This window comes from Siccirubricoccus deserti, assembly GCF_014283215.1.
In the GTDB taxonomy this organism is placed as follows: Bacteria; Pseudomonadota; Alphaproteobacteria; order Acetobacterales; family Acetobacteraceae; genus Siccirubricoccus; species Siccirubricoccus deserti.
In genome coordinates, this window is the sequence record NZ_JACOMF010000001.1 from 1 (window position 1) to 16694 (window position 16694).

The following is a 16694-nucleotide window of genomic DNA, read 5'->3' on the forward strand; positions in this document are numbered from 1 at the left end:
TCAGCCGGGCGCGTAGATCTTCGGACAGGGTTCTCGCCATGCAAGCTGGCCTCCGTGCCCAGCAGGCACGGTGAATCAGATTTCGCGCCGGGCGGGAATCCTCAGCGACTCTGAATGGTCAGATTTCGCTCTAGACGGGAGACACGCTTCGGCACTGCCGGGCAAGCAGGAGCAGCATAGTGGAGAGGACCAGACGCTCGGTTCCCGCCGAACCCTAGCCGCTGCTCCAAGCGGAACCTTCCGCAGCATTTGGAACGGTGGCGGTCTCGATCATGCCCGATGAAACCCAGCGCAGTGCCCGTCGCGCGGCTTCTGTCTGGGTCAGAGCACCAGAACGACGAGCCATATAATAGAATATTATATCCTATTTTCCCGAAATAGGGTAAGAACGTCACTGCGTCGCGAATTTCAACCAACGCGCGTGCACGACATCCCTTGCGGTCGATCTCAGGTCGCCGCGCGCCAGACACGGAATCCAGCATGACCACTGATGTGAATGTGCTCGTTCGCGGTCAGAGCAATGCCCTTCTCTTTGTCGCCAGCGGCGGCGCCTCAACCCTGGAGCATCAGCTCGGGGCCAGGCTGGGGGATGTGAACGTCCATATCCTCGCCCAGTACTACGAGGACGATAGCACCATTTACTCTGGAACGGCCTTTCTCAACTGGGACACCGACGGTGAGCAGCAGGGCCTGATCAACTTCCTCGAAGCGCAATCGGCAGACATCAAAGACAATCCAACGGTCACGCTATGGATGCACAACGAGTACGATAGTAACACTTATGGCGTGACGACCGATCACTGGGTTTCGGAAGTGACAGACGACGCTGTGCTGGTGCGGTCAGCGCTCGCGCAGGGCTCCGCCACGACGCCCTACGTCTTCACCTATGTGCCGTACAACTACACGCAAGGCGACAGCCCCGAGGCCATCCGGGCTGGCATGCAGACGTTGTCGGCAGACCGTAGCTTCAATGCCAGCTATGCCAGTACAGCCCTGGAGGGTATCGCCATGGACGGCGATGGCTATCGCAATAGCAGCCATATGGGCCCCACCGACGCCATCACCATCGGTGAACGGCTCGCGGATTCGATGGCGAACACCATCTCAGCCCTCGTCCGTGGTGATAGCGGCACAAGCGCCGGTGACGTGGACAATGGCAACACCGACGGGGCGCCCGTCGGCGGGGCTGCGCCGTCACCCACCGGCGGTGGTACAGTGTTCGACTTCAATACAGTGGCAGACAGCCCGACATGGGCTCAGCAGACGCTTGACTGGCAAGCCGGCGACAAGATCGATCTCAGCGATGTGCCATTGACCGGAGAAGACCGCCCCTCGGCCTTGCACTGGGCCGGCGTCGATCCCGACGGCTCCAACCAGGCGTATGGCGTGTGGCAATGGGGTGACGGCTCGGGCACACTTCGTGCCGACGTCACTGGCGACGGTCTCGCTGACATGTCCTTCGTGCTGCGAGGCGCGCCGACGCTTACGGCCATTGACCTGATCCTCTCCACCACCGGCACGAGCACTGGCAGTCCGAGTTCCGGCGGTACGGTTGGAGAAGCGGGGGGTGGCCAAACCGGCAGCGGCACCGTGTTCGACTTCAATACAGTGGCAGACAGCCCGACATGGGCTCAGCAGACGCTTGACTGGCAAGCCGGCGACAAGATCGATCTCAGCGATGTGCCATTGACCGGAGAAGACCGCCCCTCGGCCTTGCACTGGGCCGGCGTCGATCCCGACGGCTCCGACCAGGCGTATGGCGTGTGGCAATGGGGTGACGGCTCGGGCACACTTCGTGCCGACGTCACTGGCGACGGTCTCGCTGACATGTCCTTCGTGCTGCGAGGCGCGCCGACGCTTACGGCCTTCGACCTGCTTCTTGCCTGATATTGATCCGGCCGGGTGCACTTGGGGACAAGGAGGATCGGCCCAGCCCGGCAGCATGAAGCTTGTGGACATGCGTCGGTTGCCGGCAGCGGCCCAAGAGGAACGCCGACGCGGGTTGAACCGCGCCGACTTCGTCTTCGGCAACGCCCGCCTGGCCGAGGAACTCGCCAACGACCTCGCGCTTGCCGAGGAGGAGGCCACCAGGACAGGCAAGCCGGCGCGACGCTTCCGCGATTTCCACTGGTCGACGCTGGACAGCTGGTCACGCCGCCGGCGCGTCATCGGCAAGGCCGAGCAGACCCGCGGCGAGGCCAATCGGCGCCTCATCGTTACCTCGCTACGTCCTGGCGAACCAGACAGCGCAGAGTCGACATCACCCGCCACACTGCGGCCCGAGCCGCCGCGACGGTCCCGCTCGACCTTTGCACGCCATGCAGGTCCACCAGCCCAGCTCGACCGGTTGCGACCGACTGTCGCAGGCGTCAATCCGACTCCGTCATGAGCCGGTGAGAAGTACGGCCTAGATCAGACGCCGCCGGTGCTGCCCCGACGGGCCTTGATGATCGCCTCCGAGACAGCCGCTGCGATCTCGCTATGCGAGTACGGCTTCGATAGCCAACCGAGGGGCGATGCTGCTGCGTCGCCGCGCGACCGGGTGGCCGCGTCCGAATGCGCGGTCGCGAAGAGGCTGAGAATGCCAAGCTGGCTACGGATTTCGGCAGCCGCGTCGATCCCGTCTCGCGAACCAGCCAGCCGGATATCCATCAGCACGATGTCCGGCCGGTCGGCTGCGGCCATTTTGACAGCGTCCTCCGCAGTAGCCGCTACCCCGACGACCGTGAAACCGGCAGCGGACAGCGCGTCTTCAGCGTCGAGGGCGACAAAGTACTCATCCTCCACGATCAGGACGCGACCGCGCGACGGCGATGCCCCCGTATCCGCCCGCCCATCTTCCTGAGAGCGCACCACAGCCCCCTGGGCGACACGGAGAAGATTTGCCTGGAACAGGTCCGGCGCGGACACCGCCCACTCAAGCGGGCTGCTCATTGCTGGAGCGTTCCCGCCGCCGCTACGGTTTCACGGCGATCGTGGAATCGAACAACGCAACGCGCACCACCAGTTCGGCCAGGCCCAACCGAGAATGACCCACCGATCTGGCGGGTCAGGCCGCGCACCAAGCCCAGACCCGAAGCGCGCCTGCTTGTTTGAATCAGCGGGTCAAAGCCTGGGCCTTCGTCCTCGACCGACAACTCAATGGCGGCATCCACCTCGGCAAAACCAAGATACACCCGCCCGCACGTGCCGTCCGCCCGCGCAGCATGCTTCAGCGCGTTCGCCAGAAGCTCGTTGAGGACCAGCGCGAGCGGAACGGCCGCATCGTTCGGTATCTCTATGGGCTCCGCCGCGACAGAGAGCTGCTCACGCGCCCCAGCCCCCTCCATGATCATCGTGGCGATCCGTGTGACAAACTCATCGCCATGCACCCCTCGGAGATTGTCCTTGAGGTAGAGCATTTGATGCACTGCACCGACGGCAGCCAGCCGCCGTGTGGCCTCGTCGAGCACCATCGCCGCCTCGGGGGCAACGGTCTCGCGCCGCGCAGCGGAGAGCATGCCTGCCAGCATGTGGATATTGTTCTTCACCCGGTGGTGCAGCTCCCGCATCAGGACGTCGCGGTCCCGGAGCGCTTCCTCAAGCAAAGCCTGTGTGCGGCGCCGCCTGCGGACCTCGTCATCCAGGTCGCGCACCTTCTGCGTCAGTGCGGCGAAGCGCTCGTCGCTACCCTCCGAAAGGCGCAGCAACAGTCGGGCCGGTGTATCGCCTTGCGCAGGTTGCAGCAGGCCCCCGTGGCACCGAAAGCGGGTGATCCCGCCATCTGCCCCCCGCAATTCGATCGCGCCGAGCAGAGGGCTCCGTGAACCGGAGCAGCGGCGAAGATAGGTCCGCAGTTCAGCCGCAGACTCCGGGCTGCCGCTGAAGCGGGCCAACTCACCGGCACTATCGAGGCCGAGGCCCAGACGAGCAAGCGCCGCGTAATTGGCGAAGGCCACGCGCCCGTCGGTCCCAACCACCAAGGTCGGTTCGGGAAGCGCCTGCAGGACGCTCTCGGCGCTCCCGTTAGCCAGCATCGTCGCGGCGGAAGTATTCGCGGACGCCCGGCTCGGCGTTTTCGCTAGGACGCAGATGAACAACCACCCGGCATTCGGGATGGCCCTGTGCGATGGTCTGGCTGAGGGCGACTCCGGCATAGCCCAGGTTCTGGGCGGCAATCGAGCCGAAGACGTTCGAAGTCATCATGCAGAGCGAGGGTCTGCCCAGGACGAGTTCTCCGAAGGGGCAGGCCCGGTTGCCCAGCACGATGCGATCCTCGGTCTCTTCCACGACAAAGAAATCGCCCTGGATGCGGCGCTTGAGGTCGACCAGGACTGTCGAGACCTGCTCGCGAGAAAGGCGGTCGACTGCGAGGGCGCGGCGGTATTCGCCGTCAATGTGTTCGCCCATGGCGGCGCCAACAACACTGATGTAGCCGGACGCCTCCTCCAGGCCCACCACGTCCTGGAGCGTCCCTGCGAGTTCGCGCAGAAGACGACGCAGGAAGATGTCCCGCTCGAGGCCAACCTCTCCAGCTTCGACCGTCGGGGTTGATGCTGCACTCACGGCGGGCCTCCAGCGGATGCTACACAGGGTGCCAAAATCGCTGAGCGTGCTTACGACCGGCAACCTGGCAAGACAAGCACGAGATGATTGCTTCGCCAGAATTGTCGGGAAGCTTCGCGCCATGGTGACAGCGGCGGCAGGCGGCGTGCCTTTGAAATAAATGGCATTTCGTTCGGTTTTGTACGCCTGCCCCGCCTTCATCTTGGGCGGAGGTTTGAAACCCTCGTCCCCCTTCGCCTTGTCAACTCCGCATCCCTGGGCGCGGCCATCCCGAGGGCGAGGTGCAGAGGCGCATGGTGGCTACCAGTTCTGCCGCGCGGCCTGGAGCATCAGCGCATCGTAGCTGAAATCCGAGATCTGCCACCAGGGCTGGCTGTGGCCGCGGAAGGCGATCTGGTGATCGTGCAGCTTCTTGAAGTTCGGATACTTCTCGGAAAGCTCGGCGTAGAGTTCCCGCGCCGCCTTGTAGCTTTCCTGCAGCACGTCCTGCGGGAAGCTGCGCAGTTGGGTGCCATTCGCCACCAGCCGGCGCAGCGCCGCGGGGTTGAGCACATCGTACTTCGCCTGGGTGTCGGCGGCGGCGGCCGTGGCGGCGATCTTCACCACATTCTGCCAGCGCTCCGGCAGGGCGCGCCACTTGTCCAGGTTGATGAAGAAGCTCAGCGCCGAATTGCCCTCCCAGAAGGAGGGGTAATAGTAATACGGCGCAATGCGGTAGAAACCGAGCTTCTCGTCATCCGCCGGGCCAACCCATTCCACCGCGTCGAGGGTGCCGCGCTCCAGCGCGGTATAGGTGTCGCCGGCGGCAAGCTGCTGCGGTACCAGGCCCAGCTTCTGCAGGGCGGTGCCGGCGAGGCCGCCGATCCGCATCTTCAGCCCCTGCAGGTCGGCCTTGCTGCGCACCTCCTTGCGGAACCAGCCGCCCATCTGCGTGCCGGTGTTGCCGGCCGGCAGGTGGAACATGTTGAAGCCGGCGAAGAACTCGTTCAGCAGGTCGATGCCGCCGCCCTGGTAGAACCAGGCATTCACCTGCCGGGAATTCAGCCCGAAGGGGATGCCGGTGCCGAAGGCGAAGGCCGGATCCTTGCCCATGTAGAAGTAAGCGCCGCTGTGGCCCATCTCGACCGTGCCCTGCTGCACGCCATCGACGATCTGCAGCGGCGGGATGATCTCCCCGGCAGCGAAGACCTGCACGCGGAAGCGGCCATCGCTGGCATCGGCGACGGCGCGGGAGAAGAATTCGCAGGTGCCGTAGAGCGTCTCCAGCGTCTTCGGGTAGCTGGACTGCAATCGCCAGGTCAGTTGCGGCGGGGTCTGAGCCAGAGCGGGTGCGGTTAGTCCGGTGGCCAGCAGGCCGCCGGTGGAGGCCCGCAGAAAATCGCCGCGCTTCATCGTTGCTGTTCCCTCCGTCGGTGGGGCGCTCGGCCGACCTTCTTGCGCGGAACCTGAACCAGGGGTCACCCGCGGTCAATGCGGTCAGATCACGATCCGGCTTGCCACGGCCCGTCTCAGGCCAGCAGAGCGCCCTGGCAGGTGCGCTTCATCGCCCGCCGAAGACCAGCCGCCGGTCGAGGTGGTACTTCACCCAGTAGCCGAGGCCGAGGCCGAGCGCCGCCCCCAGGTAGCGCAGCGGCCCACCGTCGCCGAGCCAGTGGAAGGCGATTTCGAAGACCCAGAAGATCAGCGTCGTCGCCACCGACAGCAGGCCATAGAGGATGAACTGCCGCAATCCACGGGCGCGGCCGGGAACGCGATCGTCGAAGATCCAGTACTTGTCGAGCAGGAATTTCGGTACCAGCCCGGCCACCGTGCCCGCTGCCATCGCCAGCAGCAGCGCGTAGGGCCCCTGGTAGAGCGCCATCGCCGCCACCTGGACCAGCAGGTTGACCCCGCTGGCGAAGACGGCGAAGGCGGCATAGCGCAGTACCAGCGAGGCGCCGCGCGGCCGGGCCGCGGTGAACCCTCGGACCATGCTCAAGGCCCCACCGGCGCGGTGGCGCCGGCCCTGCTGACCTGCCCGGCGGTGGCCGTGCCACGCGCCGGCCACAACGGGCCGGAAATGATTGAGGGCATGCGGCAATTGCCTCGACGGGGCGCGGCTGCTTAGCGCGATTGCCGGCGCAGCGCCACACCGGTCCGGCATGGGCGGCTGCAACCGGGTGTCGAGGGTGTTCCGACGGGCGCTATTCCTCGGCGCGGAGTTCGGCGAAGACTTCCTTCGCCACCAGCAGCGCCTCGCGCACTGAGGGGGCGCCGATGTAGCCGGCGGTATGCAGCAGGGCCTCGCCCAACTCATCCTCGGTCCAGCCCTGGCGGCGGGCCATGCGCAGGTGGATGCGCAGCTCCGGCCATGCGGCCGTTGCCGTATCGGTGATGACGGTGATCAGCGCCCGGGTCTTGAGGTCGAGCCCAGGCCGGGTCCAGAGCAGGCCGAACACCGCCTCCCGGGTCCAGTCGCCGAATTTCTCCATCAGCGGGTCGTTGTAGACCGATGTCGCCATCTGGTCGGCCATGGCGCCACCCATGAGCTCGCGGCGCATCTCCGAGCCCTTCTTGTACAATTCACCCTTGTCCATCGCCTGATCCTCCCGTTGCGGTCGCGCCAGCCTACGCTATCCGGCGGCAACGGGAAGCCGGTCGGTCGTCCGTTTGTGCAAATCTCCAACAGAGCTACACTGACGGACGGAAGCATGGGGATACGGGCGTGAGCGAGCAGACCATCAGCGCCAGGGTCGCGGCACCGGGTGGGACCGCCTTCGCTGTCATCCTCTCGCTCAGCTTCTGCCACTTCCTCAATGATCTCATGCAGTCGCTGGTGCCGGCGATCTACCCGGTGCTGAAGGAGTCCTACAGCCTCGACTTCGGCCAGGTCGGACTGATCACCCTGGCCTTCCAATGCACCGCCTCGCTGCTGCAGCCACTGGTCGGCATGGTCACCGACCGCCGGCCGATGCCCTATTCCCTGGCCGTCGGCATGGGCTTCACCCTGATCGGGCTGGTGCTGATGGCGCATGCCGCCAGCTATCCGCTGATCCTGCTGGCGGCGGCCCTGGTCGGCATGGGATCCTCGGTCTTCCATCCGGAGGCGTCGCGGGTGGCGCGCATGGCCTCCGGCGGGCGCTACGGGCTGGCGCAATCGCTGTTCCAGGTTGGCGGCAATACCGGCTCGGCCGCCGGGCCGCTGCTGGCGGCCTTCATCGTGGTGCCGCAGGGGCAGCGGAGCCTGGTGTGGTTCTCCGCCGCGGCGCTGATCGGGATGGTGGTGCTGTTCCAGGTCGGCGGCTGGTACGCCTGCAACCGCGCCGCGGGCCGGCCGGCGGCGAAGACCCGGGCCGGCACGACCGCAGCGGCACCGCTGTCGCGCCGCAAGGTGGCGCTGGCGATCACGGTGCTGGTGGCGCTGCTGTTCTCCAAGAACGTCTACACCGCCAGTCTCAGCAGCTACTTCACCTTCTACCTGATCGACAGATTCGATGTCTCGGTGCAGGTGGCGCAGTTTTTCCTCTTCGCCTTCCTCGCCGCCCTGGTGGTCGGCACGCTGATCGGCGGGGCGCTGGCGGACCGGATCGGCCGGGTGCCGGTGATGTGGTTCTCGATCCTTGGCGCCCTGCCCTTCACCCTGGCCCTGCCGCATGTCGGGCTGGCAATGACGGGCGTGCTCTCGGTGGTGATCGGGGTGATCATGGCCTCCGCCTTCTCGGCCATCCTGGTCTACGCGCAGGAGCTGATGCCGGGCCGGGTCGGGCTGGTGGCCGGGATGTTCTTCGGCTTCTCCTTCGGCCTGGGCGGGCTGGGCGCCGCGGCGCTGGGGCAGCTGGCGGACCTGACCAGCATCGGCACGGTCTACCAGATCTGCGCCTTCCTGCCGGCACTCGGGCTGCTGACCGCCTTCCTGCCGAAGCAGCGCGCGTAGCGGGCGGCAGGCTCCACCGCGGCGTGGCGGAAGATCGTCCCGGCGCCCAAGCTCCCGGTGACGAGGCGGCCGGGGTTGATCGCCGCCGGGCGCGATCAGCCCGTCGCTGCCATCCGCGCTACAGATATTCCTCGGCGAGGGCGCTGTCCTGGATCTCCGCCACGCTGCCGGCGCGGCGCACCTCGCCACCGCGCATGACATAGCCGCGCGTCGCCAGCTTCAGCGCCGGCCGGGCCATCTGCTCGGTCATCAATATGGTGGTGTTGCGCGCCTGCATCTGCCGGATGGCGTCGCTGATCTGCCGCACCCAGATCGGCGCCAGGCCGAGGAAGGGTTCGTCCAGCAGCAGCAGCCGTGGCATGGCGCACATCGCCCGGCTGATCGCCACCAGCTGCTGCTGCCCGCCGGACAGCTGCCCGGCGGGCTGACTGGCCCGCTCCGCCAGGAAGGGAAACAGCGAGACCAGCCAGTCGAAGCTCTCCCGCTGATGCCGGCGGCCCATGCCGAAGGCGCCGGAGAGCACATTCTCCGCCACCGTCATGCTGGGAAAGACGCGGCGGCCTTCCGGCGAATAGCCGATGCCCTCACGGGCGCGACGCTCGCAGGGGATGCTGGTCAGCTCCTTGCCATCCAGCCGGATGCTGCCGCCGGCGGTCCGGACCAGGCCGATGACCGCGTTGATGGTGCTGGACTTGCCGGCCCCGTTGGCGCCGACCAGCAACACCGTCTCATTCTGCCGCACATCGATGGAAACGCCGGCGAGCGCCGTGATCCCGCCGTAGCGCACCTGCAGGTCGCGGATCTCCAGCATCAGACGGCATCCCCCGCGTCGGCGCCGACATAGGCGGCGATCACATCCGGCCGCGCCAGCACCTCGGCGACCGCCCCCCTGGCGAGCACGGCGCCGGCGTCCAGCACCAGGATCTCCGGACAGAGCCGACGCACCAGATCCATGTCGTGCTCCACGATCAGCACGCTGCAGCCCTGACGTGAGACATGGTGGACGAAGTCGTCCACCCGGCTGCGCTCGCTGCGCTCCAGCCCCGCCGCCGGCTCGTCCAGCAGCAGCACCTGCGGGTCGGCCGCATAGGCCAGCACCAGGCCGAGCATCTTCTGCAAGCCGTAGGGCAGCTTGTCGCTCTGCTCCTCCAGCCGGTCGGCCAGGCCGAAGTCGCGCAGCAGCGGCACCAGTCGCGTCCAGCCATCCAGCCCGCCGCGGCTGAAGCGCAGGGCGCGGGCGACATTCTCCCGCACATCGGCGGTCTTGAAAGTGTTGGTCTGCTGGAAGCTGCGCACCACGCCGAGCCGGCTGAGCGCATGCGTCGGCCAGCCGGTGACGTCCTGGCTGCCCAGCAGGATGCGGCCGGCCGTGGGCGGCGTGCGGCCGGTGATGACGTTGATGAGCGTGGTCTTGCCGGCGCCATTCGGGCCGATGACGCCGAGCACCGCGCCAGGCGGCAGGGTGAAATCGACATCCTCCAGCACCCGCAGCCCGCCGAAGCGCTTGGCAAGGCCTTCGACGCGGAGGTCGCGCGCCATGCCGCTCATCGCCCCCTCCTCCGGCGGAACAGCGCCGCCACCGCGCCGACGATGCCGCCGCGCGCCACCAGCGCCACGATCACCAGCAGCAGCCCGAACAACCCCTGCGCATACTGCCCCTGGTTGCCGAGGAAATTCGAGGCGGTGACCAGGGTCGAGGCGCCGATCACCGGGCCGAGGATGGAGCCGCGGCCGCCGATGACGGTGAAGGCCAAGTGATCCACCGCCTGCTGCACCCCAAAGGAGGTCGGGTGCACAGTCAGCAGCATGTTGGCGAGGGAGAAGCCGGCCATGCCGGCGATGCCGGCGGAGATCACGAAGCCCAGCGCCTTGTAGCGCCAGACCACCAGGCCCAGGCTTTCGGCCAGTGCCTCATTCTCCTCGATGGCGGCGAAATGCTGCCGGCAGAGCGAGATCAGCGCCACAGTGATGATGGCACCGAGCAACGCCATCGCCGCCGCCAGCACCAGCACCGAGCGGCTGTCGGCGAGTTCCATGGTGAAGAGCGTCGGCGCCGGGAAGCCCGCCAGCCCGTCCGAGCCCCCGGTCAGTCCCGGGGTCATGAACAGCAGCAGGTGCAGGATCTCAGTCAGCACGAAGGTGACCAGGACGAAGTAGGTGCCGCGCAGCCGCAGCACCAGCGCACCCAGCGGCATCGCCACCAGCGCCGGTACCACGAAGCTGGCGGCCACCAGCAGCAGCACGTTGGTGGCACCCTGCATCGCCAGCAGCACCGCGGTGTAGCCGCCGATCGCCATGAAGGCCGGGGTGGCGAAGCTCAACAAATCCATGCGCAGCATGATGAAGACGCTGAGCGAGGCCATCACCCCGATCAGCACCTGATTCGCGATGGAGGAGACGAGCATGTCCTCGGTGAGGAAGGGCAGCGCCAGAGCGGCGGTGAAGATTGCCAGCGCCGCCCATTCCTGGCCGCCGGGGCGGGAGGCGCCGCTCGGGGCCAGGGCCGAAGACCGAGGGGCCGGAGACTCAGGCGCCACGGATCTGTCGCCCGAACAGCCCGGTCGGCCGCGCCAGCAGGATCACCAGCACCATGATGAAGAGCACCAGCGCCCCTGCTGAGCCGCCGAGATAGACGCTGGCATAGGCCTCGATGAAGCCGACGATCAGCGCCGCGATGGTGGCCCCGGCGATGCTGCCGAGGCCGCCCAGGATGACAGTGAGGAAGGAGGTCACCAGCACCGGGTCGCCGGCGCTCGGCGACAGCGCCAGGATCGGCGTGACCAGCGCCCCGGTCAGCCCGGCGAGGCCGGTGGCCAGGCCGAAGGCGAGCGGAAACAGCAGCCGCGGCCGCATGCCCTGGGTGGTGGCCACCTGCCGGTCATCCGCCAGGGCGCGCAGCGCGCGGCCGAGATCGGTGCGGTAGATCAGCCAATAGATCGCCCCGATCGCGCAGCCGCAGACCGCCAGCACCACCAGATTCTCCTTGGCGATGCGCAGCGCGCCGATGCTGTAGCTGCCCTTCACCGGGAAGCTGAACTCCGGCGACTGCGGCCCGAAGACCGCCAGCAGCCCGGTGGAGATCATCAGGTAAAGGCCGAGCGTCAGCATCATCGTCGCCAGATGATCGTCGACGAAGCGCTCGATGACGAAGAGCTCATAGACATAGCCGAGCGCCGCGGTGACCAGCACCGCCGCGAGCACCGCCAGCGGATAGGGCAGCCCCAGCCCGCTGACCGCGCTGTAGGCGACGTAGCCGCCCAGGGCATAGAAGCCGCCATGGGCGAAGTTGATCACGCCGAGGATGCCGAAGATCAGCGTGAAGCCCAGGGCGAGCAACGCATATTGCGCGCCAAGGCTGACGCCGATGATGGCGGCGGACCAGAATTCATGCATCGACCGGTCTCCGGCGGAACGGGTGCGGCTACTGGCCGACCTCGATGCGGCGGACACCCCGGTTCTGGCCGTCCACGATCAGCCCGGCGCCGAAGGGCAGCGACAGCTCCTGGTTGATGCCGAAGAAGCGCTGGCCGGCCCAGCTGCCGCGGCCGACATTGGGATCATCCACCGGCATGGCGCGCAGCGCCTCCGCCACCTTGCGGGTATCGGTGGTGGTGCCGGCGGTCTCCATGGCGCGCAAGGTCATGCGCGCGCCGACCACCCAGAGCCACATGTTGGTGTTCTCCGGCGCGTCCCGGCCGAGCAGGCGCTTGTACTCATCGGCGATGGCGCGGACCTGCGGATCCTCGGTCGGCACCACCTCGTACCAGTAGAAATTCTTCAGCACGTCGATGCCGCCGGCAACGCGGATGATCTCCTCCGTGCCAGGACCACCGAGATGGCCGATCGGGCCGGTGAAGCCGGCCTGGCGCAGCTGGCGCACGATCAGCCCTGAATCGCCGGGCGGCGAGGAGGCGGTGTCCACCGCATCCGGCCGGCTGGACAGGATGCGGGTGACGATGGGGGCGAAATTGGTGGTGCCGCGCTGGTAGTATTCCTCGGTCGCGGTGATGCCGAGGCTGCGATAGACCTCGGCATCGACGCTGGCGATGTCGGTGCCGCCCTGGTCGTTCGGTGCCACCACGACGACCGAGCGCATGCCGAACTGCTGCTGCGCCATGAGGACGATCGGCGCCGCCCATTCGCTGGGCCCGGGGCCGAGGTGGAACACCAGCGGCCATTGCGGACCGATGGCGTTCTTGGCGTAGCTGTTGGCGAACATCAGCAGGTTGTGCCGCGTCGCCACCGGCTTGGCGCCGGTGACCTCTGGCGAGCCGACCGGGCCGATGACGAAGCGCACGCCCTGGCTGGCCAGGTTGTTGATGCCGGCTGCCGCCCCTTCGGCGGTGTAGCGCGTGTCGTAGCTGACGACGGAGACGGTGCAGCGCCGGCCAGCCACGGTGAAGTTCCGGGCATTCGCCTCGGCGGCGGCGAGCTCCGCCGCGCCGAGCATCGCCAGCCCCCATTGCGCCGCCGGGCCGGACATCGGCCCCAGCGCGCCGAGCTTCACCTCGCATGCCTGCTGCGCCCCGGCCTGGCCGCCAAGCGCCATGGCCAGGGCGATGGTGGCGGCGAACAACGGACGACGGGCCGAAGCTGCCGCAGCAGCCTGGCCCCGCGTGGTGCGGCGCGGCATGACGTTCTCCCGAAGTATTCGTTAGGTTTGCGCGAACGATGGAAGCCGGCGTCGGCAGCGTCAAGCCCGCGCCGGCATGCGTGGCCGGCCGGCAGCCACGGGGCTGCCGCGCCGCGCACCCGCGCTAGATCCGGTACGCCTGCCGCGCCAGCAGGCGCCAGGCGGACCCATCCTTCTGCCAGACCTGCAGCACGCCGATCCGCACCGGCGAGACCTGCCCGTTGCTCTCCGTCTCGCCCGTCAGCAGGTGGCGGACAATGGCGTTGTTGCCGGCCAAGCCAATGGTCTGGTCGCCGAGGTTGATGGAGCGGAACACGCTGGTGCGGTTGACCAGCGCATCGATGAACTCCTTGCGGCTCTCGATGCGCCCGGCGGAGTGGCCATAACTCAGCGCCTCGGCGCAGAGCGACTCCAGGGCCGCACGGTCCGGCTTCAGCATCGCCGCGGTCAGCGCATCCACCGCCCGCGCCACCGCCTGCTGGTCACCGGATTGCGCGGCCGCCGGCAGCGCCGTCAGCAAACCCGTCGCCGCCGCCGCTGCCGCGACATGCCTTCTGTTCAGCATTCCCATTTCCTCCCGCTGGCCGGTTGTCCGGCAGGGGAGAGGCTACAGCGGATTGCCGGCGAATTTGCATGCAATCCGCATTCGCCCGGGAGTTGGTTCGTTCCGCCTACCGGCCGAGCGAGGCCCGGTGCCGCCCGGAGAGCTCCACGTAATGGTTCGCGGTACGGTCGAAACCGGCGCGCTGCTCCTCGCTCAATACCCGCACCAGCACCGCGGGGTTGCCCATCCACAGCTCATAGCGGCCGATCCGCTTGCGCGGCGGCAGCACGCTGCCGGCGGCCAGCACGCCGCCCTCCTCGATCACCGCCTCGTCCAGCACCGTGGCACCCATGCCGACGAAGGCCCGGGTCTCCAGCGTGCAGGCATGGATGATGGCGGCATGGCCGATGGTGACGTCGGTGCCGATGCGGGTCGCCTGAGTGCCGGCGTTCACATGGACGATGGTGCCGTCCTGGATATTGGTGCGGGCGCCGACGCGGATGAAGTTCGTGTCGCCACGCAGCACGCAATGATACCAGATATTGGCCCCCTCCCCGACCTCGACATCGCCGATCACCGCGGCGGTCGGGGCGATGAAGGCGGTGGCGTGCACCACCGGCAGCTTGCCCTCGAAGGGGTAGAGCGGGCCGTGCACGGCCGGCGAGTTGTGGTCCATTCTTGGTTCCTTTCCCTGTGACGACGGGCGTTCACTCCGGAACGCCAGCCGCTGTCCCGTGACCTCTCGCGGCAGCGCCGGCCTATTCAGCGGCGGCCGGCAGCCTGGTCTCGACCGGAACGCCGAGCATAAGCCCGATGTTCTGCACCGCCGCCCCCGACGCCCCCTTGCCGAGATTGTCGTAGCGCGCGGTCAGGACCGCCTGGCCATGCCCCGCATTGCCATGCACCCGCAGCTCCAGCAAATTGGTGTTGTTCAGCGCCTGCGGCTCCAGCTTGGCACCCGGCGGCACCACCCGGACGTATTCGCTGCCGGCGTAGCGCGCCGCCAGCACGGCCTCGATCTCGGCCGGCGCGGGCTTGCCCGGCAGGGTCTCCAGGTGCAGCGGGATGCTGTCGATCATGCCCTGGCGGAAGTCACCGACGCTGGGAACGAAGATCGGCCGCCGCGACAGGCCGGAGTAGCGGTGCAGCTCCGACGCATGCTTGTGCTCAAGCGTGAGCGCATAGAGCTCGAAATCCGGCGCGGTGCCGCCTTCGTAGGCGGCGATCATGGCATTGCCGCCGCCGGAATAGCCGGAGACGGCGTTCACGCTGACCGGGTAATCGGCCGGGATGATCCCCGCCTCGACCAGCGGCCGAAGCAGCAGGATGGCGCCGGTCGGGTAGCAGCCGGGGTTGGAGACGCGCGGCGCCGCGGCGATCGCCGCCGGCTGCTCCGTGGTCAGTTCCGGCAGGCCATAGACCCAGTCCGGGTTCACCCGATGGGCGCTGCTGGCGTCCAGCAACCGCGGCGCGGCGTCACCGAGGCTGGCGGCCAGGGCGGCGCTTTCCTTCGCCGCGTCGTCCGGCAGGCAGAGCACCACCAGGTCCACCTCGGCCATCAGGGCTCGGCGGGCCTCGGGGTCCTTGCGGCGAGCGGCATCGATGGAACGCACCGCGACATGCGGCAGGATTGCCAGCCGCTCGCGGATCTGCAGGCCGGTGGTGCCGGCCTCGCCATCGATGAACACCGTCGGGATGCTGCCCTTGGCCATCTCTCGACTCTCCTCACGCCTGAGCGGAGCGGATTCCCACGCCGGCGCTGCCGCGCCATTGCCATCCGATCCGGTATTTGCCGCGCAAGGCGGCGCAAAAAGCAAGAGGGGCGGACCCTTGCGGACCCGCCCCTCGCGTATGACAGCCAGAAGGCTGGCGCCGACCGGCGCCCGCCCCGGTCAGCGCTTGCTGAACTGGAAGGAACGTCGCGCCTTCGCCTTGCCGTACTTCTTCCGCTCGACCACGCGCGGATCGCGGGTCAGGAAGCCGGCCTTCTTCAGGATCGGCCGCAGCTCCGGCTCGTAGTTGGTCAACGCCCGGCTGATGCCGTGGCGCACCGCGCCGGCCTGGCCGGAGAGGCCGCCGCCGACCACGGTCGCGTTGACATCGAACTGCTGGTAGCGGTCGGCCACCAGGAAGGGCTGGGTGATCAGCATCCGCAGCACCGGCCGGGCGAAGTAGCGGCCGATCGGCTTGTCGTTGATGGTGATGGTGCCCTTGCCCGGCTTCACCCACACCCGCGCCACGGCGTCCTTACGGCGGCCGGTGGCGTAGCTGCGGCCCTGGGCATCGCGCTTGGCCTCGCGCAGCGGCGCCGCCGCTTCACCGGCAGCCGGGGTGCCCTGCACCAGGGCCTTGAGGTCGGCCAGCGTGCCCGTGGTCTGCGGAACGCTTGTCTGCTCGCTCATGGGCTCAGGCAACCTTCGCGGTGGTAGTCTTGGCCGCGCCGCTCGTGGCGACATTCTTGCGGTTCATGCCAGCGACATCGAGCGCCACCGGCTGCTGGCCGGCATGCGGATGCTCGGCACTGGCATAGACGTGCAGGTTCTTCATCTGCGCCCGGCCGAGCGGGCCACGGGTGATCATCCGCTCGACGGCCTTCTCGACCACGCGCTCGGGGTGCTTGCCCTCGAGCCGCTCGCGTACCGTGCGCTCCTTGATGCCGCCGGCGTAGCCGGTGTGCCAGTAGAACACGGATTGCTCCGCCTTCTGGCCGGTGACCTTCACCTTATGAGCGTTGACCACGACGACATGGTCGCCGCAATCGACATGCGGGGTGAATTGCGGCTTGTGCTTGCCACGGAGGCGGTTGGCGATAATGGTGGCGAGACGGCCGAGGACCAGGCCCTCTGCATCCACCACCACCCAGGCCTTCTGCACGTCCGCCGGCTTCAGCGAGCGGGTCTGCGTCTGCAACATGGATCAGTGTTGTCCGAACCGAAGATAGGCTGCGGCTTATGGCGGTGCGGCGCCCGCAGGTCAAGTGAAAGCTAAGGCGAACCACGGGTTTTATCGATGCGGTAGTATGTTACCACAATTCCGGTTGCGGCCGGCGAAGGTGCCGC

18 protein-coding genes and 1 pseudogene are annotated in these 16694 nt (G+C 67.7%); 3 read left to right on the forward strand and 16 right to left on the reverse strand.

Going from position 1 to position 16694, the window contains the following annotated elements:
* Positions 1-480: 480 nt before the first annotated feature.
* Both H7965_RS00005 and H7965_RS31875 read left to right on the forward strand, forming a co-directional pair.
* Entirely contained in the window at positions 481-1887 is a 1407-nt protein-coding gene (locus tag H7965_RS00005; RefSeq protein ID WP_186768471.1) for a hypothetical protein, read from the forward strand.
* Positions 1888-2005: 118 nt separating this feature from the next.
* A pseudogene (locus H7965_RS31875) lies at positions 2006-2239 on the forward strand (transposase); the annotation flags it as partial.
* A 173-nt stretch (positions 2240-2412) separates the two neighbouring features.
* Here the strand turns inward: H7965_RS31875 and H7965_RS00015 are convergent.
* The 6 genes from H7965_RS00015 to H7965_RS00040 form a co-directional block, all read right to left on the reverse strand.
* The gene (locus tag H7965_RS00015; protein ID WP_186768473.1) at positions 2413-2934 is read right to left on the reverse strand and encodes a response regulator; all 522 of its coding nucleotides are present in this window, start codon (positions 2932-2934) and stop codon (positions 2413-2415) included.
* Positions 2931-3938 (reverse strand): sensor histidine kinase, encoded by a 1008-nt coding sequence (locus tag H7965_RS31645; protein WP_186768474.1) that lies wholly within the window; start codon positions 3936-3938, stop codon positions 2931-2933. Before H7965_RS31645 ends, H7965_RS00015 begins: the two co-directional genes overlap by 4 nt.
* A gap of 67 nt (positions 3939-4005) precedes the next feature.
* Positions 4006-4746 (reverse strand): methanogen output domain 1-containing protein, encoded by a 741-nt coding sequence (locus tag H7965_RS00025; protein ID WP_229682417.1) that lies wholly within the window; start codon positions 4744-4746, stop codon positions 4006-4008.
* 99 nt (positions 4747-4845) lie between these two features.
* Positions 4846-5937, reverse strand: a complete 1092-nt coding sequence (locus tag H7965_RS00030; RefSeq protein WP_186768475.1) for a TRAP transporter substrate-binding protein — start codon at positions 5935-5937, stop codon at positions 4846-4848.
* Positions 5938-6085: 148 nt separating this feature from the next.
* Positions 6086-6517 carry a GtrA family protein gene (locus H7965_RS00035; RefSeq protein WP_186768476.1) on the reverse strand — a complete coding sequence of 144 codons (432 nt, stop codon included), beginning with the start codon at positions 6515-6517 and terminating at the stop codon, positions 6086-6088.
* Positions 6518-6728: 211 nt separating this feature from the next.
* Positions 6729-7121, reverse strand: a complete 393-nt coding sequence (locus H7965_RS00040; RefSeq protein ID WP_186768477.1) for a carboxymuconolactone decarboxylase family protein — start codon at positions 7119-7121, stop codon at positions 6729-6731.
* Positions 7122-7249: 128 nt separating this feature from the next.
* Between H7965_RS00040 and H7965_RS00045 the strand changes: the two genes are divergently transcribed.
* Complete coding sequence (locus H7965_RS00045) at positions 7250-8458, forward strand: MFS transporter (protein WP_186768478.1); 1209 nt, start codon at positions 7250-7252, stop codon at positions 8456-8458.
* A gap of 118 nt (positions 8459-8576) precedes the next feature.
* Here H7965_RS00045 and H7965_RS00050 read toward each other — a convergent pair whose 3' ends face one another.
* The 10 genes from H7965_RS00050 to rplM all read right to left on the reverse strand — a co-directional run bounded on the left by H7965_RS00050 (position 8577) and on the right by rplM (position 16548).
* Positions 8577-9269: an ABC transporter ATP-binding protein gene (locus H7965_RS00050; RefSeq protein WP_186768479.1), complete on the reverse strand. Its 693-nt coding sequence runs from the start codon at positions 9267-9269 to the stop codon at positions 8577-8579.
* Complete coding sequence (locus tag H7965_RS00055; protein WP_186768480.1) at positions 9269-10006, reverse strand: ABC transporter ATP-binding protein; 738 nt, start codon at positions 10004-10006, stop codon at positions 9269-9271. Before H7965_RS00055 ends, H7965_RS00050 begins: the two co-directional genes overlap by 1 nt.
* A complete protein-coding gene (locus H7965_RS00060) occupies positions 10003-10995 on the reverse strand; it encodes a branched-chain amino acid ABC transporter permease (RefSeq protein ID WP_222440405.1) in 993 nt (330 codons plus the stop codon). The genes H7965_RS00055 and H7965_RS00060 overlap by 4 nt, the downstream gene beginning before the upstream one ends.
* Positions 10985-11851 (reverse strand): branched-chain amino acid ABC transporter permease, encoded by an 867-nt coding sequence (locus tag H7965_RS00065; protein WP_186768481.1) that lies wholly within the window; start codon positions 11849-11851, stop codon positions 10985-10987. Before H7965_RS00065 ends, H7965_RS00060 begins: the two co-directional genes overlap by 11 nt.
* 28 nt (positions 11852-11879) lie before the next feature.
* A complete protein-coding gene (locus H7965_RS00070; protein ID WP_222440406.1) occupies positions 11880-13091 on the reverse strand; it encodes an ABC transporter substrate-binding protein in 1212 nt (403 codons plus the stop codon).
* Positions 13092-13215: 124 nt separating this feature from the next.
* Entirely contained in the window at positions 13216-13656 is a 441-nt protein-coding gene (locus H7965_RS00075) for a nuclear transport factor 2 family protein (protein WP_186768482.1), read from the reverse strand.
* A 106-nt stretch (positions 13657-13762) separates the two neighbouring features.
* The gene (locus tag H7965_RS00080; protein ID WP_186768483.1) at positions 13763-14311 is read right to left on the reverse strand and encodes a gamma carbonic anhydrase family protein; all 549 of its coding nucleotides are present in this window, start codon (positions 14309-14311) and stop codon (positions 13763-13765) included.
* A gap of 82 nt (positions 14312-14393) precedes the next feature.
* Positions 14394-15347, reverse strand: a complete 954-nt coding sequence (gene argC, locus H7965_RS00085) for an N-acetyl-gamma-glutamyl-phosphate reductase (RefSeq protein WP_186768484.1) — start codon at positions 15345-15347, stop codon at positions 14394-14396.
* Positions 15348-15527: 180 nt separating this feature from the next.
* Complete coding sequence (gene rpsI, locus H7965_RS00090; protein ID WP_186768485.1) at positions 15528-16037, reverse strand: 30S ribosomal protein S9; 510 nt, start codon at positions 16035-16037, stop codon at positions 15528-15530.
* A 4-nt stretch (positions 16038-16041) separates the two neighbouring features.
* Positions 16042-16548 carry a 50S ribosomal protein L13 gene (rplM, locus tag H7965_RS00095; RefSeq protein ID WP_186768486.1) on the reverse strand — a complete coding sequence of 169 codons (507 nt, stop codon included), beginning with the start codon at positions 16546-16548 and terminating at the stop codon, positions 16042-16044.
* Positions 16549-16694: the final 146 nt, after the last annotated feature.

Coding starts and splice junctions, on each gene's coding strand:
- H7965_RS00075 (WP_186768482.1), bottom strand. CDS start 13,656: ATGCTGAACAGAAGGCATGTCGCGGCAGCGGCGGCGGCGACGGGTTTG.
- H7965_RS00025 (WP_229682417.1), bottom strand. CDS start 4,746: ATGAAGGCGGGGCAGGCGTACAAAACCGAACGAAATGCCATTTATTTC.
- H7965_RS00080 (WP_186768483.1), bottom strand. CDS start 14,311: ATGGACCACAACTCGCCGGCCGTGCACGGCCCGCTCTACCCCTTCGAG.
- H7965_RS00005 (WP_186768471.1), top strand. CDS start 481: ATGACCACTGATGTGAATGTGCTCGTTCGCGGTCAGAGCAATGCCCTT.
- H7965_RS00030 (WP_186768475.1), bottom strand. CDS start 5,937: ATGAAGCGCGGCGATTTTCTGCGGGCCTCCACCGGCGGCCTGCTGGCC.
- H7965_RS00050 (WP_186768479.1), bottom strand. CDS start 9,269: ATGCTGGAGATCCGCGACCTGCAGGTGCGCTACGGCGGGATCACGGCG.
- H7965_RS00055 (WP_186768480.1), bottom strand. CDS start 10,006: ATGAGCGGCATGGCGCGCGACCTCCGCGTCGAAGGCCTTGCCAAGCGC.
- argC (WP_186768484.1), bottom strand. CDS start 15,347: ATGGCCAAGGGCAGCATCCCGACGGTGTTCATCGATGGCGAGGCCGGC.
- H7965_RS00065 (WP_186768481.1), bottom strand. CDS start 11,851: ATGCATGAATTCTGGTCCGCCGCCATCATCGGCGTCAGCCTTGGCGCG.
- H7965_RS00035 (WP_186768476.1), bottom strand. CDS start 6,517: ATGGTCCGAGGGTTCACCGCGGCCCGGCCGCGCGGCGCCTCGCTGGTA.
- rpsI (WP_186768485.1), bottom strand. CDS start 16,037: ATGAGCGAGCAGACAAGCGTTCCGCAGACCACGGGCACGCTGGCCGAC.
- H7965_RS00015 (WP_186768473.1), bottom strand. CDS start 2,934: ATGAGCAGCCCGCTTGAGTGGGCGGTGTCCGCGCCGGACCTGTTCCAG.
- H7965_RS00070 (WP_222440406.1), bottom strand. CDS start 13,091: ATGCCGCGCCGCACCACGCGGGGCCAGGCTGCTGCGGCAGCTTCGGCC.
- rplM (WP_186768486.1), bottom strand. CDS start 16,548: ATGTTGCAGACGCAGACCCGCTCGCTGAAGCCGGCGGACGTGCAGAAG.
- H7965_RS00040 (WP_186768477.1), bottom strand. CDS start 7,121: ATGGACAAGGGTGAATTGTACAAGAAGGGCTCGGAGATGCGCCGCGAG.